This is a genomic window from Nonlabens sp. Hel1_33_55 (genome assembly GCF_900101765.1).
Classification (GTDB): domain Bacteria; phylum Bacteroidota; class Bacteroidia; order Flavobacteriales; family Flavobacteriaceae; genus Nonlabens.
The window spans coordinates 93,818-110,411 of the sequence record NZ_LT627735.1 but is presented as its reverse complement, the minus strand read 5'-3'; the positions used below and the strand labels follow the sequence as shown (position 1 = coordinate 110,411).

The window sequence follows — 16,594 nt, the reverse complement described above, 5'->3', positions numbered from 1 at the left end:
GCCACCAATTTGTTATAATAAATCAATACGAATCATGGTATAACTTCTACCGCTAAACTCACCTTCAATCAAGTTTTAAAATAAAAAACCCAGTCAATAATTTTGACTGGGTTGATCTAGATGGAGTAAAATTAATTTTACCTACAAGTATTATTTACAGCGATAACTGTGCTTATGCCATCTGCTTTTAATCTTACATTTCTTTGCCTTCTTGTAGCATTTAGAGCTGTGCTTGTGCCACCAGCCGTAATTACCACAGTACGTTTTCTTATCTTTTTTACATTTTGAAGAGTGTTTGTGCCACCATTCTTTGATATCACACTCATTCTCATCATCTTCATCATCCTCAGTTACTTCACACAATTCTCCACCTTCTGTACTGGTACCTTCTACAACTGTGAGATAACCAAATTTACTTCCAGGACCTATCGCTTCATCACAACTAGTATCAATATCATCTTTACAAATAAAGTTGATATAGGTCTTGAGTTCCTTTCCAAAAGATCCATCATGAGCTCTACCGTTTATTTTGATAACCTCACCTGGCTTCACATAACCGTGATATACATATTTATGGTCTTGAGACTGTTTGATAGTTACCTTGGCTCCATGCTTACCTGTATATTTCAAAGAAAGATAGTTCACCTTACCGTCACAATCGCTGCATTCTGGCTCTGGTTCTTCTTCTGGTGCATCACATATTGGTCCACCTAAAACACTGTTACCATCCACAACTTCAAAATCATCGAACGTGTCACCAACTAAAACTGATTCCTCACAGTCTGTATGGATTTTAGCCACCTTATGATGATTGACGTAGATATAAATTTTATCTCCAAATGTATTATCATGTCCAGTTCCAGTTATGGTAAATTGCTCTTCTGGATCAAGGTCTTGTTGAAAAATCACTTGCCCATTAGATTGCTTCACAGATACTCGTGCGGTTTTATCGCCATTATATTGAAAGGCTAATCGATCCAAGCCACCATCACAGTCAGAACACTCTACTGGTGGATCTAATACACCTATGTTACCAACTGCTAGAAGTGTTTCCATGTCTTCCATACTAAAGTGCGGACCCACATAGTATTCACGCTGATTTACCAATTCATCAAAATCAGCTACATCACCGTTATCCATGTGAGTGAAATAAGTTTTGCTAATACCCGAACTTCCATTTACAGGATTTAGAGTTTTTGCACGTGGCCCTTCTGAGCCAAAAACACCTTCATGAATATGTACTGGATGCATTAATCCTGGCGTAGTGTTTTTAAGCTTGATAAAAGCTTCCACACCTTTAACTCCAGCATCTCTAATGGTTATAAAACCAGATACTCCAGGCACATCAGCCTCTCTTAGCTTATAAGTTACCCTGATGCCTTCTATTTTGCTTTGCTTGGCGTTTTTTGCACCAAATTCAAGATTATTTTCCTGAGGCTGAGAGATTTCCTCAAACTCATCAAGTGGTTCAGGACTACATGCAAGAATCATTGCAAGTAAGCCTAAGCTGATAATTTTAGTAAAGTTTTTCATAGTTCTTTGTTTAGAAAATAAAGGTACTATCGTTATCAACTGGAAAATTTACATTTCTATATAAGGGAGATAAAATCGATTGGTGCGCTAACCTCTTGCAAAAACAAAATTTATCGTCCAAAAACTCGTTGACTTGTATGTGTTGGTGTTTAAGAAAACATAAGTTTAGAGTCTAGATCACAGTATTGTTAGAAATCTATAATCGCCACTAATTGTGACGTTAAAAATTGATCAATTGAGCTAGTTCAAACCCAATACTACCACAGTAATTCAACAAATTGAAAGGTGATTATAAACGGTAATTAGCAGATGATATCGCTATGACCTTTTGACTTTATAGAATATATTAGCGATGTTGAACGCTAAACAGGAGTAATCTGAAGATTATACCATGATTATAAATAACACAGTTAGAATCATTTAACATCGCTGATCAACCATTCCTATCGTTAAATAAAACTATGATTAGTATTTTGACGTATATATTTGTATTTAATCCATTTTTTAAATATTTATACAGCGGACTCTTTTAACAATTATGAATTTTACTAAGCATCTTAAGACGTCCTATACGATATTCACAATCACCATAACGATGATGATTGTACTGATCTCGTTTACGGTTGCCTATTTCATCTCCTTACAAAAGGAAGATGCAATCATGATTAATAAATCAGGCCGTCAGCGTATGCTTAGCCAGCGTATTACCAAACAGGCTTTGTTCAAACTTCTTGATAATCAGAACAATTTAAAAAGCTATTCAGATCAGAAGCTTACAGAAAGCGTAACGGAATGGAAAGAAGCACAAATTTTCCTTGAGCTGAAAAACAAACAAGAAAATAACCTAGTACAAGTAGATTCGGTTCTGAAGATAACAGGTAATCAAATTAATGAGATAAGTGATAATGTACGATCGCTTATAAGTGAACCTGATGATAATCAAATAAGATTATACGTAGGTAACATAACTAAGCTTGAAAATGATTTTCTCTTGAATATGGAGAAAATCACCAACTGGTTACAAGAAGAATCTGAAAGAAAAAATAGGCTCGCTGTTAATATCTGCTACATACTTACCGCGATTGCACTGATTATAATATTGATTGAATTTTTTCTGGTTATACTACCATCACAAAAAGATCTTAGAGAAAAGAATAAAAACTTAGTTATCGCAAACAAACAATTGTCTGATTTTGCCCAGATAACCGCACATAATCTACGTGCACCTATTGGTAATCTTATATTTCTATCGAATTTTTATAGGGATGCGGAATCTGACGAAGAGAGAAATGAACTGTTTGTAAAGTTTAATACCGTTATCAAACACCTTGACGAGACAATTAACGTGTTACTTGACGGACTTAAAATCAAAACCAAAAATGAAATTCATACTCAAAAATTAAATTTCAACGACATATTAAGTCACACCAAAGATTTATTAGTAGGAGAAATAATAGAGACAAATGCCGTCATCACATCTGATTTCTCAAGTGCGCCTTTCATTAATTACAACAAGATTTACATGGATAGTATTATGTTGAATCTGGTAGGTAACGCACTCAAGTACAGTGATGATAACAGATCGCCACAAATTCATATTAAAACCGAAAACACTAAGAATTTCATTAAATTATATGTTGAGGATAATGGATTGGGAATCGATCTAGAGCGACAGGGCAAAAAGATATTTGGTTTACATCAAACTTTCCATCGAAATAAAAACTCAAAAGGAATTGGTTTATTTATGACAAAAAACCAAATTCAATCCATGGGCGGCTCCATAGATGTGCATAGTATTCCAGATAAAGGGTCTACCTTTATAGTAACCTTCAAAAAATAAAACATGAGTCCAAAACCGTTTATACTAAGTCTTATTGACGATGACGAGATCTACCAGTATGGTTTCAAAAGAACCGTAGAAAAGTCAAAATTTGCTAAGAAAGTATTGGTCTTCTCTGATGGTGAACAAGCCATCAATTTTATGATTGACAATATTGCTAATGCACAGGAGCTTCCAGATGTAATTTTCCTAGACATCAATATGCCTATTATGAACGGCTTTGAATTCATGGAAGAATATGTCAAATTAAAACCTAAAGTTGGTAAACAAATCACCATTTATATGGTGTCGTCTTCAATTGACCCAGCAGACATTGAACGTGCAAAATCAATAAGTGAATTGACAGATTATATTATCAAACCTGTTGAAGAAAGCATGTTGAGAGAAATCATAGAAGGTCTGGAAGGAAACTATGATTGATCCTTTGGTCCCTTTTCCAACTCCACACGAGTTCTATTAAGATAAAGTCCGTCTTCAAGATCTGCTATATAAGATGCTAATTGCTCTCTTAACTCACAATGTAGAGCCCAAGTGGTACTAGCATCTTTACCAGAACATAAAGCTCGCATTTGAATAGTATCCTCACCGGCTTCAACAACTTGGAGGACAGGTTCATGTTCTCCATCCCATAGATCGTTATTTTTTAATAATTCCTCATATTTTTCACGCACTTTCTGCACGTTAATTCTATAATCTGCATGTACGATGATAGGTCGCACCTGATGCGCATTAGTCATGGACCAGTTTTCAAAAATATTGCTGATTACATATTTCAATGGCACTACTAGCCTGCGTTGATCCCATGTTCTCACAACCATATAGGTGAACCTTATATCTTCCACATAACCCCAATCATCTTTTATAATAACGGTATCACCAATTTTTGCTGGACTAGTAAGTGCAATCTGGATGCCTGCAACAATATTCCCTAACGTACTTTGAGCGGCAACGCCTAACACTACAGTTAATACACCGGCAGATGCTAATAAGGATATACCCAGTTTTTCCAATGATCTAAACTGTGATATGATCACTACGACACCTATTATAATCACAACAAACGTCACTACACGTCTGGCAACACTCACATAAGTCAACATTTGTCGCGCCTCACTATTTTCTTCGGGATTAGTATCGCCTATCCTATTTTCAGCGATATAGATCATAAAACTGTCTATCAATTTCATGATCAACCAGGTAATCGAGCAAATAACTATAATCAATAAAATAGAATACAACCAACTGGAATAGGTGCCGCTGTAGCTAATTAGAGAATTGAGAGTAATGTAAAAGAAGAGAACAGCTATGGCAAATCCAGCTGGTGTTGCAAGGTTTTTACTGACTACCTGTAGCCAGGCAAATTTGCTATTGCGACATAATCTGCGAACGAGGAAAGATCCTAGTTTACCAATTAAAAACGAGAAACCTAATAAAATAAAAGTCCCCAAAATTTTCCAGACAGGTAAACCGGCAAGACTAAACCTCGCCCATTGCGGCATCATGAGCTCTAGCTTTCTGGGACCGTATACTTCATACAATTCCTCAATATTTTCCACCGTGTCTGCACCTATCAACCAGAACGCGCCATAATCTTTATATTTAACTCGCTGTAGTCGCAAACTCACATCACGACCATCAAGATCGATCTGGCCAAAATACACACTACGTCTAGGGCTTCCAGCAATAGCTTTGTTCGTAGCGGTCTGTATATCGATCTGTCCATCTGGACGGTCAGATATATCGCCCCATGGCACGCTTACCCGTTGATCCATCACAAAGTAAAGTTTCTCTGCTAGCACAGCTGCTTGCTCAATGGTAAGGTTGCTAGGCATCCTATTTAGGTTAAGTGCGTACGCCGCATCTTTAAAACGCTCTTCACGGCAAGCATAAACAAATTCTTCCAGCGTCGCCTGTGGAGTCCTATAGTTAAATTTAGTAGGTGGTAATCCTATATTTTCATTTATTCTGGAAAGTATATAATAGGACTCGTTGTATTCTAGAATTGGATTGCTACCATAAGTTGCATTTTCATCAATTACGGATTCCTTGCTAGGTGGTCTATTTTTTTGCTGAGTACTGTCCTGCTGAGCTGTACCTATATATGTAGATAGAATTAAAAGACAATAGAAAAATCGCATGGAGAACATAGAACTGGAAGGTTTTTATAAATATATAGATATCATAACCCTCAAAAAATCAATTTGCCTTAATTTAAGAACTCATAATAAGCACTATGGTATTGATTTTGTAATTTTGCACTAATGAAAAGTTTGATCCACAAATTCGTTTCTATAAATATGGCGCTACTGCTGTTGCTTACGACTACATCGTTTAGCATAGCAGCGCATTTTTGTGGAGATGATATTGTGAATATAGCTCTCAATAGTGATGCTCAAAGTTGCGCCATGCAGGATGCAGATCCAGAAATGCACGACCTTATGAGAGACATGGGTTGTTGCGACGATAAACACATCGTATCTGACAGCGACGATGATCTTCAAAAAACAGCTTTTGAATTCTCTTTTGATCAGCTTGTGTTCATTACCGCATTCACTCATTCTTACACTACCTTATTTGATCTGGAAGCTAATTCTAATAGCATACATTGGATCAAAGAATCGCCGCCTTTATTAGGTCGCGATTTATTTCTACTACACGATTCTTTTCTTATTTAGATTGCTTTTGCCTTTTGCAGGACGATTGATCTCGTTCTTTTATTAAAGTCAAATTCAATCTAATATTCAATGAAACAATATATTCTGGTGGCTTGTATGTTTTTCGCTTTCGCGAAAGCGTACTCACAAGGACCTCCAATTACAGCCGACAAGCCCATCATGCTAGGTGGCGGCAGTTTTACAACAAAGACCCTAACCGAAATTAGGAATACAGAACGTGGAACTTCCATTTACGTACCATTGATGTTGCACTACTTGCCTACATCAAACAGTTTGGTTGCTGTGCATTTACCTTACATAAATTACGATCTTGATGACGCCAGTGGTAGTTCCCTGGCAGATATCAAGTTATTGGGGAAATATCAATTCTACCGCAAGGATGGAACTGGAAGAACCTTTCGTATGGTTGCAAAAACCTTACAGACCTTGCCTACCGGTGAGGAATTGGATCTCATGGATTTGAGCACTGGAAAGTACGCTGGTTACTACGGCGTGGTTGCTGGACTGGAAACGCTTAAGTATGGGATTTCTTCAGAAATAGGTTACAATTCCATGCCTAATGGAACTATGGATGAATTCCGTACTAAGCTAGGTTTTGGATTGCCATTGCTTCAACCGCAATACCCAAATAAACAAGTAAATCTCTATTTTGAATACACGAGCGCCTGGTTGCATGAACGCGACTGGTACCAGCTATTGTACGCTCAAGGTATCCAGTATGCCCGCAAGAATATCACTTTTGACCTTGCCGTGCAATTACCTTTGGTTCAAGATATTCCAGATAATAGAGCCCTAAATTATTCTGTGTTTTTAGGAACACGCTACACCTTTTAAACAATATAAAAACAACATCATGAAACATATAGCAATTATTCTAAGTATAGCTTTTAGCTTGTTCGCTTTCGCGAAAGCGGACGCTCAAAAATCAAATCAAAGAGACCAATATAAAGTACAGGTCGATGGTCTAGGTTGCCCATTCTGCGCCTATGGACTTGAGAAAAAGTTCAAGGAATTCAAGGGAATTAAAGATGTCAAAATCGATATCGAGACTGGAGATTTCTCTTTTTCCTATCCATCAGATAAAGCATTAACTATGGACGCAGTGGTATCTCAAGTAGAAAAAGCAGGATACACGCCAAAGCTGGCTACAATCACGAGAGCAAACGGTAAGGTGGAAACAAATGCTTCAAACAGCGCGGCAATCGCAAGCACAGATGTAACGATGACCAAAATGTACGTCAACGGTAAATGCGGTATGTGCAAGGCGCGTATCGAGAAAGCAGCGACAAGTCTCGCTGGAGTTTCTACAGCAGAATGGGATGAAAAAACCAAAATGCTCACCATTTCTCACAATCCTTCAAAAACAAATAAGGAAGCCGTTGCCAGTAACATGGCAAAAGTGGGTCACGATACCAAAATCGCAAAGTCAAGCGACGCCACTTATGATGCGTTACCTGCTTGTTGTCACTACAAAAGAGCGATATAATGAACAAATGGATATACATCATCCCGATTTTCTTCGGGATGGTTTCTTGTAATGAGAATGACGACCAACCTAAAGAATGGCTTTTTGAAAAAGTGGTGGCTTTGGATGGTATTAATCCCATAGGTATAGCTGCAGATGGTAACGATATTTTCTTGAGCGACGGTGATCACAATCGGGTTCTTAAGGTCAATAGTGATGGAGATATCATGTTTGAAATGGACGGTTTTGATCGTCCCATGCATATCGATTTTGGAAAAGCAGATATGCAGATTACGGATAAGATGAAAACCTCCATGCTTAAGGAAAGAGCCCTGTTTGTACCAGAATACGGTCGCGATTCCATCGCTGTGATGCGAGATAATAAAATGGATTATTTAATTTTAAATGATTCTCTCGATGCACCAGCTGGAATTAGTGTTTATGACGATGAGATCGCAATTGCAGATTTCTATACCAATAGAATTCTCTATTATAACGGTAGCGAGTGGATGAGTTTTGGCAAAGAAGGAAATGCGATGGGTGATTTTTATTATCCTACAGATGTTCAAATCACAGAAGATAAAATTTATGTAGCAGATGCCTACAACAATCGCGGACAGGTGTTTGACAAAACCGGCAAGGTGCTGGCTCAATTTGGTCAAGATGAAAACCTCAACGCAGCCACTGGAATTTACGTCAGTGAGAACGAGATTTTCCTAACCGATTTTGAGAACGATCGTGTGATTGTTTTTGGGATGGATTATCAAGTGAAACAAGTATTGGAAACAAGTATCGATAAGCCTACAGATCTTATTGTTATTGATAACATGCTTCTCATCACGAATTACCGTAATGGTGAAATGGTGAGATACACATTACAACCTATCGCATCTGAAGAGAAATAAGAATGAGTAATTTCTTGAAAAATTGGGGAGAAGCAGCCTATACATCTGTTGGATTTTTCTGGATGGCGCTATGGGCATTTGCCTTGGGTTATATAATCAGCAGTATGATTCAGATTTTTGTAACAGAAAAGCGCATGCAGGAAACCATGGGCGGCGCTGAAGGTAAAGGAGTGCTGCTAGGAACTTTCTTCGGATTTATAAGTAGTTCCTGCAGCTTTGCAGCGCTAGCATCAACTAAATCTATTTTCAAAAAGGGAGCGAGTTTTATATCGAGCATCGCTTTTTTGCTGGCTTCAACAAATCTGGTGATCGAATTGGGAATTATTATATCGATATTCTTGGGATGGCAATTTGTAGTAGGTGAATATGTAGGTGGAGTTCTTTTAATTCTGATAAGTTGGATGCTCATCAGAATTATCAATCCTAAAAAACTGATCGAAAAGGCTCGCGAAAACTTGAACGATAGTGATAGCGAATCTGACGATGATTCCAGAGATTGGAAAAAGCAGATCGTTGATGAAAAAAGCTGGGCACTAGTTTCCAAAAAGTACAAGATGGAATGGCAAATGGTCTGGAAAGATGTTACCGTTGGTTTTACCATCGCTGGTATTGTGGCCGTGTTCATTCCTGATTCTTTCTTTGAGACACTATTTATAAACACGGGTCAAGGAAATACTGATTTTACCTTTTTTGAAATTCTCGAACATATTATTGTTGGACCTGTGGTCGCTTTTATCACATTCATTGGCTCTATGGGAAACATTCCGTTAGCGGCATTGCTGCTGGGTAAAGGTGTGAGTTTTGCCGGTGTGATGGCATTTATATTTAGCGATCTGGTGGTATTTCCCGTATTAAGAATCAACGCACGTTATTACGGTTGGAAGATGTCATTATTCATTTTGTTTTTATTGTTTACAGCATTAATCGGTACTTCACTGGCGCTTCATTACAGCTTTGATTTACTGAGTGTTCTTCCAGATCCCAGTCAAGTAAAAATTCAAGACAGTGAATATTTCAAGATAGATTATACCTTCTTTCTCAATCTTGCCTTCTTGATAGTTTCAGGATATTTGGTTTATCTAGGATTTTTCAAAAAAAAGGATGTCGATCACTCGATGAGCGAGATGGCGCCCAAAAGTACCTTGCTAGAAAATATCATGAAATATGCAGCATTAGGTTGTTATTTATGGCTGGCTGGTGGCCTACTAACTAAGTTTTTTATTCTTTAGCTCTTACATTATGAAACATTCCTATTCAGTAACTGGTATGACCTGCAATGGCTGTCGCTCTCATGTTGAAGAGGTTCTCAATAATATGGATGGTGTGGAAAATGCATCAGTAGATTTGGATAGCAAGACAGCGACTATCAAGATGAATCATCATATCAATGTACAAACGTTCCAAAATGCATTGCCTGATAAATACACCATCCAGCAAAAACAGGAGACCAATATTTTTAAGAGCAGCTCAAGCAACCTAGAATCGAAACCAGAAAAATCAAAGCTGAAGCAACTACAGCCACTACTGATTATATTGGGATACATTGCCGTAGCTACCGTACTTCTCAATTATTCAAGAGCGAACTGGAATGAGGCCATGCTCGATTTTATGGGACTGTTTTTTATTGTCTTTAGTTTCTTTAAAATATTGGACCTGAAAGGTTTCCCAGATAGTTTTAGAATGTACGATCCGTTAGCGAAGGTCATTCCCGCTTATGGCTGGATCTATCCGTTTATTGAGACGGCGCTGGGATTAATGTTCTTGATGCGTTTTGAAGTCAACATCGCGCTTATTGTCACATTAATCGTGCTAGGTATTACCACTATAGGCGTATCTAAAACGTTGCTGGACAAAAAGTCCATACAATGCGCTTGTCTTGGAACTGCACTAAAACTCCCTATGACAGAAGCTACATTTATCGAAAACGCCATCATGATAGTTATGGCAATTTTGATGTTGATAAGCTAGATGAATTTCGCTTTCAAGGAGCAGGGCGATGCAGAAGTTCATTCTGAGCGCAGCCGAAGTACGAAAGCGATCTAATCAGCAGCCTTATTGTTTTTTTCTGATCTCTTATAGATGTATTCCATCAAGAAGCAGGCGGCAATTATGCCAGCGATAATTAAGACTCCGGTCAAATTGCTCTGCGTTTGCTGTACAATAAGCACAACAAATGCCACGGCACACAAAATCGTCCCAATGATCGTCAAGATGCTACTGGCCTTGATGTCAGATCTCTTTTTATATGCCGTGTAATTCACAACGGCAAAGAGCAGTAAGAAACCTGCACTACCAGAGGTTGAAATACTTTCCAGCTGAGCCAGATTTGCCAGAAGTAAGGTTGCGATAGAAATTATCGCGAGTCCTACTGGATGATTCCATAATTTAGCCGTGAATTCATGTGGTAGTTCATCCTCTTTTGCAACTTTAAAATTAACTCTCGAACCACCGTATAGCGTTGCATTGATAGCTGAAAATGTAGATATCAAAGCAGCTATGGTCATAATGGTAAAGCCTGCCTGACCTAAGGATGGTCGGGCCACTTCAGACAACACATAATCTTTTGCCTTACTAATCTCACCAAATGATAACGAACCTACAGCAATGATGGCTATAGCAATATATAACAGCACCACGAACCCAACGGAATAGAAATAAGCCTTTGGTATATTTTTCTCTGGATCGCTCAAACCTGAAACGGAATTGGCAATCAGTTCAAAACCCTCGTAGGCGACGAAAATCACCATACCGCCAGTGATAATCTGGAAGGCTCCTTCCCAATTTGAAGGGTTTAATTGAGACACATGATCGCTACCGATTAAACCGTATGCGCCTATACCTATAAATCCCAGCAAAATAAAAACCTTCACGATGACCGCATAGCTCTCGATGTTGCTGACCAGCTTGGCACTGAAATAGTTGATGATGGTTCCCACCAAAACGATTGCTGTAATATAGATATGAGAATCTGTAGCGTTCTCTCCTGTTATAGAATACAAATTAGGCGCATAGGATCCAAAAGCACTTGCATACAACGCAAGCATAATGATGTAACTGATCCATAACAGATTATTTAATCCACCACTAAAAGTATTTTTACCAAATCCTTCATTAATGAACTTTACTGTACCACCGCTATCTGGAAAAGCGATAGATAGTTTGGAGTAACTATATGCTGTAAATAAAGCAATGATTCCTGCTATAAGAAATGCTACTGGAGTGGCTCCTTTTGATAAAGAAATAGCTAATCCTAATACGGCAAAAATACCGCCACCTACCATGCCGCCAACGCCTATGGAAATAGCTCCTCTCAAAGAAATCCTTTCTTTACTCATGCCTTTGTCAATTAGGACAATAAATCTAATTTAAAATAGATCATAAAAAAAGTCCAGCTAACAAGCTGGACTTTTAAAATATGGTAATTTGAATTTAGTTACCTGCTGCTGCGGCAGTACCGTCAGCATCAATCTGGATGCCTAAACGTTTTGCAACATCAATAGAGATATTTGCTCCAGGTTCAGAATAAACTACCTGAGAAGCATTTACTACTAGTTTCAAACCTTTCTCCTTGGAAACGGCTTGAATAGCTTCATTCAATTTAGTAAGAATTGGCTTCATTAAGTCATTCTCTTTAGCTCCCAATTGAAGCTCTGCTGCCTTAGAGGCATTTGCAAATTCAGATTGCAATGCTTGAGCTTGTTGAGCAAGACTTTGCTTTTGCTCTACAGTTACACCAGGCTTTTGCGCTTGATATTGTAGATCTTGAAGTTTTTCTGCAGATTTTGCTTCTGCGCTTTCAAGTTCTCCACGTAATTTTGTGGTTAAATCACCTAGTTCTTTACGTATAGGTTCAACTTCTGGCATGCTTGCAAGAATGGCTTCATACTGCACAAATCCTGTTTGTGCCATTGCTGTTCCTGCTACTAAGAATAATAATAAAAGTACTTTTTTCATTTTAAGGATTTTAAAGGCCGCAAGATAAGCATTCACTTATTTTGAGACTAATTTTCATGGGTATTTCAAATACTAGACCACTTTTTGTCCAGATCGTTTAATTATAAAAATTATTTTTTTCTGCGCCTGTTGGCGTTCTTATCTCCACGGGTTTTTGGCTTCTTATATTTTTTGGCAATTTCCCTGCGGTAGCTGCCACCTTGATTCTCTTTTTTATTCTTATCCTTTTTCTCATGAAAAGAATCGCCTCGTTCCTCTTCAATGATTTTATGCGGGTTGTGAGTTTCTCTCAACACGGGACTTTCTTCTGGAGTTTTTTGTTTTGAGATTTCAACTTCTTCAGGAAAATCAAGAACCTCGATGGGTTGATTCATCAACGATTCAATAGCTTCCTTATTCTGCTCTTCATCTTCGGTAAAAAACAATATAGATTTACCTTTTTCTTCGGCACGGCCGGTTCTTCCTATGCGGTGCATATAGTTTTCAGGAAATCGCGGTACATCCAGATTTATAACGTGAGAGACTTTAGAGAGGTCAAGTCCACGAGCCATAACATCAGTGGCTATTAGGATACGAGAAGTGCCAGAATCAAATAATTCAATACTTCGCAAACGGTAATTTTGGGTTTTGTTGGAATGTATCACTGCAATCTCGCTACCATAATGAGGAGACATTACTTCCTGTAAACGATCAGCGCTTTTCTTGTTGGGAACAAAGACCAACACTTTTGAAAAAACCGAAGCATCTGATAATAGATGCATCAATAGATTGGCTTTGGTATAGAAGTTAGGAACTGGATAACTCGTTTGCTCGATATTTTCAAGCGGTGTTCCAGATACAGCAATGCTTATCTTAAGTGGATTGGAAAAAAACGACCTGATAAACTCTTCAATATCATCAGTCATCGTTGCAGAAAACATGATATTTTGTCTCTTGGTAGGCAAGTGATCAAAAATATTATTCAGCTGGAATCTGAATCCTAGATCCAGCATCACATCTACCTCATCAATCACTACTTTTTTGCAAAATTTGAACTTGACAGATTGTGCCACGATCAAATCATACAATCTACCTGGTGTTGCCACAACGATGTCGCACCCGTCACCTAGTGCCTTTTTCTGAGTATTGATATTAGTACCTCCATAAACGCCTATCACTCGCACGTTTATGTATTTTGCGTAAGCCTCAATCTGCTCTACCACTTGAACAACCAGTTCCCGCGTAGGAACAAGAACCAAATATCGTGGATCCAGACTCTCGCTATACTTGAGTTCATGCAGCAACGGCAACATGTAACCCAAGGTTTTACCAGTACCTGTCTGTGCAATCCCAATCATGTCACGACCAGAAAGAATGGCTGGAAAAGCTTCATCCTGAATAGGCGTCATGGTTTCAAAACCCAGATCGTCCAATCCGTTTTGTAAAGGCGTTTTCAGTCCTAATTCCTCAAATTTCTTCATCGTGGTAATTTTTGCAAAGGTACTTCTTTGAGAATTTGAACTTTAATTAAAATACAATGGTTTGTGGCGATCTCGCTTTCGCGAAAGCGAACTCATCTGCAATCAAACAAGTCATCAATTGGGTCTACTGCAATTAAAGGTCACGGTTGCTGGCTTTGATATGAATTCTCAAAAGCTTTTCTGTTTATTATATAACTTGTTCTTGTATTAAATATTCATTTGGGTTTAAGTTTAAATTTCGATTTAGATTCTCAGTAAGTTTACCTTTGCCGCATGCATTTAAGAAACGTCCACAGGTACGGTTATGACTTTGTCAAACTGGCCGAATCCCATCCAGCGCTGGAGCCTCATTTTACCAAAACTCTAGATGGAGCCACCACGATCGACTTCAGTAAGCCAGAATCCATTCTCGAGTTCAACACGGCGCTGCTCAAGCATCACTACAATATCAAGTACTGGAAATTGCCGGCTGGTAGCCTGTATCCACCTATTCCCGGACGTGCAGATTACATTCATCATATCTCAGACCTTATAGGAAAAGGTGAGAAAACGGGTCTGGACATAGGCTGCGGTGCGAGTGCGATTTATCCTATTCTAGGTAACGCTATTTATAACTACAAAATGGTAGGCTGCGATGTGGACGAGACGAGTATCGCTCATGCGAAAGATAACACACTCAAGAATCCAGAAATTGAAATCAGGCATCAGGTGAATCGATCCAACATCCTGCAAGGCATTATTAAGGATGGCGAAAAATTTGATTTCGTGATGTGTAATCCTCCATTTTATGCGAGTGCTGAAGAAGCCGAAAAGGAGAATCTCAAAAAACAGCGCAAACTAGGTACAAGTGAAGAAAGCCGCAATTTTGCCGGTATGTCGCACGAGCTTTGGTGCAACGGTGGTGAGGCCTTATTTGTAAAAAGGCTCATCAAGGAATCAGCAGATTTTAAGGAGCAGGTAGGATGGTTTACGAGTCTGCTTTCGCGAAAGCGCAATGTGCCAAAACTTGAAAAACTAGCAAAAAAACTAAAGGCAGAAGTCCAGGTGATAACCATGCAAACGGGAAATAAGGAATCGCGCATACTGGCATGGAGATTCAGTAAAGAAGGTAAATAAAAGGCGACTTAAAGAAAAAACATGTTCGGATTATTCAAAAAGAAAACGGAAGCTGAAAAGCTGCAAGAACAATATAAAAAGTTGATGGCAGACTATCATCGACTATCCAATACTGACCGTACGGCCAGCGATGCGGCTTATGCCAAGGCAGATGAAGTTGCTAAAAAGCTGGATGCGCTTAATAAATAGATTTAACTAACTCTGTCGCCGTTTTGAGCATGGCGTTCTGGCTGCAACAAAATCACTTTGTTATCTGGATCTACAGATCCCAGAACAAGACACTCGCTCATAAAGTTGGCTATCTGTTTAGGTGGAAAGTTAACCACAGCGATGATCTGTTTATCTACAAGATCCTCAAGTTTGTAATGATCTGTTATTTGAGCGCTGGTTTTCTTAATCCCTATTTCCTTACCAAAATCGATCTCCAATTTATAGGCAGGTTTGCGAGCTTCTGGAAACAACTGCGCGCCGACAATAGTGCCGACGCGCATATCTATTTTAGAAAATTCTTCCCAATTAAGGTTTTTCTTCATTCATTCTTAGTTTTTCAATCATCTCTGGCGAGATGTAAACATCTGCTCCATAAGCATCAACTAGCAAACCTTTATTACCGTCGTTACATTCAATCACGTATAAAATGGTATTGTCACCAGGATCAGAAACACCTTCAAAACGGTAGAATTTTTTTACTTCCAGTTCTTCTGCTTTCCATTTTTTCTTTAAGTCCTTTGATTTCAGTCCATCTTCTACAAGGTCATAATCTACATTATATCCCATTGACTGTAAATCCTCTATCGCTTTTGATAAAGTATCGTATCCGTTTTTGAATTCGCTCATGGTGGTTCTTTTTTATAAAGCTAAGGATTGCTAACGCGATGTCTGGAACGCTTATCAAAATTTTAATAGTCCAAATGATAACGAATGGTGCTTCTATACGACCTATATTTAGAAATAAACTATTTATCAATGGCATTGACTCCATCCACGATGTTGCCGCTAGGCACCAAAGCACCTGAATTTGATTTACTGGACACCGTATCTGGTAACCGTTTTAATTTTCAAGATATCAAAGGCGAGAAAGGTACTGTGGTGATGTTCATCTGTAACCACTGTCCGTTTGTGATCCATGTAAATGAAGAATTGGTCCGACTGGCCAATGATTACCGAGTGACAGGTTTTGGTTTTGTGGCTATTTCCAGCAATGATGTAGGCGCCTACAATCAAGATGGACCTAGATACATGTCCAGAGTGGCAGACCGTAACGATTATCCGTTCCCTTATTTATATGATGAAACTCAAGAAATCGCCAAAGCTTATGACGCTGCCTGTACTCCAGATTTCTATGTATTTGACAGCGAAGACGAATTAGTCTATCGCGGCCAGCTGGACGATTCCAGACCTAAGAATGGGATCCCACTAACCGGAAGATCCATTCGAGAAGCTCTCGATGCATTATTAGGTAATAAAGAGGTTCCCAAAAACCAAAAACCTAGTATGGGTTGTGGGATTAAGTGGAAATGAAATAGTACTTAGTTACAGTGGCAGTTTTCAGTTTTATAATCAAGATTCTGTCAGGCTGAATTTATTTCAGCATCTCGTTGAGTTAAATTATTGAAGTATTAGTCCACTCGAGAAAGCATGAATTG

General features: G+C 38.5%; 18 protein-coding genes. 11 read left to right on the top strand and 7 right to left on the bottom strand.

Going from position 1 to position 16,594, the window contains the following annotated elements:
* Positions 1-150: 150 nt before the first annotated feature.
* Positions 151-1,533, bottom strand: coding sequence for a CHRD domain-containing protein (locus BLO34_RS00450; protein WP_090751609.1), 1,383 nt, complete (start codon positions 1,531-1,533; stop codon positions 151-153).
* Between the two features lie 538 nt (positions 1,534-2,071).
* On the opposite strand from BLO34_RS00450, the gene BLO34_RS00445 reads away from it, so the two are divergent.
* Together BLO34_RS00445 and BLO34_RS00440 are read left to right on the top strand one after the other, a co-directional pair.
* On the top strand, positions 2,072-3,373 hold the full coding sequence (locus BLO34_RS00445; RefSeq protein WP_090751607.1) for a sensor histidine kinase: 1,302 nt from the start codon (positions 2,072-2,074) through the stop codon (positions 3,371-3,373).
* 3 nt (positions 3,374-3,376) lie between these two features.
* The gene (locus BLO34_RS00440; RefSeq protein WP_090751605.1) at positions 3,377-3,793 is read left to right on the top strand and encodes a response regulator; all 417 of its coding nucleotides are present in this window, start codon (positions 3,377-3,379) and stop codon (positions 3,791-3,793) included.
* On the opposite strand, the gene BLO34_RS00435 is transcribed toward BLO34_RS00440, so the two are convergent.
* Positions 3,784-5,520, bottom strand: coding sequence for a mechanosensitive ion channel family protein (locus BLO34_RS00435; RefSeq protein ID WP_090751603.1), 1,737 nt, complete (start codon positions 5,518-5,520; stop codon positions 3,784-3,786). The two genes, BLO34_RS00440 and BLO34_RS00435, sit on opposite strands and share 10 nt — an antisense overlap.
* Before the next feature lie 114 nt (positions 5,521-5,634).
* Here BLO34_RS00435 and BLO34_RS00430 point away from each other — a divergent pair, with 114 nt between their 5' ends.
* The 6 genes from BLO34_RS00430 to BLO34_RS00405 all read left to right on the top strand — a co-directional run bounded on the left by BLO34_RS00430 (position 5,635) and on the right by BLO34_RS00405 (position 10,386).
* The gene (locus tag BLO34_RS00430; protein WP_090751601.1) at positions 5,635-6,048 is read left to right on the top strand and encodes an HYC_CC_PP family protein; all 414 of its coding nucleotides are present in this window, start codon (positions 5,635-5,637) and stop codon (positions 6,046-6,048) included.
* Between the two features lie 69 nt (positions 6,049-6,117).
* Positions 6,118-6,882: a hypothetical protein gene (locus BLO34_RS00425; RefSeq protein ID WP_090751599.1), complete on the top strand. Its 765-nt coding sequence runs from the start codon at positions 6,118-6,120 to the stop codon at positions 6,880-6,882.
* 19 nt (positions 6,883-6,901) lie between these two features.
* A complete protein-coding gene (locus BLO34_RS00420) occupies positions 6,902-7,534 on the top strand; it encodes a heavy-metal-associated domain-containing protein (RefSeq protein ID WP_090751597.1) in 633 nt (210 codons plus the stop codon).
* Positions 7,534-8,418, top strand: coding sequence for an NHL repeat-containing protein (locus tag BLO34_RS00415; RefSeq protein WP_090751596.1), 885 nt, complete (start codon positions 7,534-7,536; stop codon positions 8,416-8,418). Before BLO34_RS00420 ends, BLO34_RS00415 begins: the two co-directional genes overlap by 1 nt.
* A gap of 2 nt (positions 8,419-8,420) precedes the next feature.
* The gene (locus BLO34_RS00410) at positions 8,421-9,647 is read left to right on the top strand and encodes a permease (RefSeq protein ID WP_090751593.1); all 1,227 of its coding nucleotides are present in this window, start codon (positions 8,421-8,423) and stop codon (positions 9,645-9,647) included.
* A gap of 10 nt (positions 9,648-9,657) precedes the next feature.
* On the top strand, positions 9,658-10,386 hold the full coding sequence (locus BLO34_RS00405; protein WP_090751591.1) for a heavy metal translocating P-type ATPase: 729 nt from the start codon (positions 9,658-9,660) through the stop codon (positions 10,384-10,386).
* A 71-nt stretch (positions 10,387-10,457) separates the two neighbouring features.
* Here BLO34_RS00405 and BLO34_RS00400 read toward each other — a convergent pair whose 3' ends face one another.
* The 3 genes from BLO34_RS00400 to BLO34_RS00390 all read right to left on the bottom strand — a co-directional run bounded on the left by BLO34_RS00400 (position 10,458) and on the right by BLO34_RS00390 (position 13,832).
* Positions 10,458-11,753 carry an APC family permease gene (locus BLO34_RS00400; protein ID WP_090751589.1) on the bottom strand — a complete coding sequence of 432 codons (1,296 nt, stop codon included), beginning with the start codon at positions 11,751-11,753 and terminating at the stop codon, positions 10,458-10,460.
* Positions 11,754-11,847: 94 nt separating this feature from the next.
* The gene (locus BLO34_RS00395; RefSeq protein ID WP_157686575.1) at positions 11,848-12,372 is read right to left on the bottom strand and encodes an OmpH family outer membrane protein; all 525 of its coding nucleotides are present in this window, start codon (positions 12,370-12,372) and stop codon (positions 11,848-11,850) included.
* Between the two features lie 110 nt (positions 12,373-12,482).
* Positions 12,483-13,832 carry a DEAD/DEAH box helicase gene (locus BLO34_RS00390; protein WP_090751585.1) on the bottom strand — a complete coding sequence of 450 codons (1,350 nt, stop codon included), beginning with the start codon at positions 13,830-13,832 and terminating at the stop codon, positions 12,483-12,485.
* A gap of 273 nt (positions 13,833-14,105) precedes the next feature.
* On the opposite strand from BLO34_RS00390, the gene rlmF reads away from it, so the two are divergent.
* Together rlmF and BLO34_RS14510 are read left to right on the top strand one after the other, a co-directional pair.
* Complete coding sequence (gene rlmF / locus BLO34_RS00385; protein WP_090751583.1) at positions 14,106-14,948, top strand: 23S rRNA (adenine(1618)-N(6))-methyltransferase RlmF; 843 nt, start codon at positions 14,106-14,108, stop codon at positions 14,946-14,948.
* Positions 14,949-14,969: 21 nt separating this feature from the next.
* Complete coding sequence (locus BLO34_RS14510; protein ID WP_157686573.1) at positions 14,970-15,137, top strand: Lacal_2735 family protein; 168 nt, start codon at positions 14,970-14,972, stop codon at positions 15,135-15,137.
* A gap of 2 nt (positions 15,138-15,139) precedes the next feature.
* Here the strand turns inward: BLO34_RS14510 and BLO34_RS00380 are convergent, their stop codons facing one another.
* Both BLO34_RS00380 and BLO34_RS00375 read right to left on the bottom strand, forming a co-directional pair.
* Positions 15,140-15,481 (bottom strand): tRNA-binding protein, encoded by a 342-nt coding sequence (locus BLO34_RS00380; protein WP_090751581.1) that lies wholly within the window; start codon positions 15,479-15,481, stop codon positions 15,140-15,142.
* Positions 15,465-15,785 carry a phosphoribosylpyrophosphate synthetase gene (locus tag BLO34_RS00375; protein WP_090751579.1) on the bottom strand — a complete coding sequence of 107 codons (321 nt, stop codon included), beginning with the start codon at positions 15,783-15,785 and terminating at the stop codon, positions 15,465-15,467. Before BLO34_RS00375 ends, BLO34_RS00380 begins: the two co-directional genes overlap by 17 nt.
* A 129-nt stretch (positions 15,786-15,914) precedes the next feature.
* On the opposite strand from BLO34_RS00375, the gene BLO34_RS00370 reads away from it, so the two are divergent.
* Entirely contained in the window at positions 15,915-16,469 is a 555-nt protein-coding gene (locus BLO34_RS00370; protein ID WP_090751577.1) for a thioredoxin family protein, read from the top strand.
* Positions 16,470-16,594: the final 125 nt, after the last annotated feature.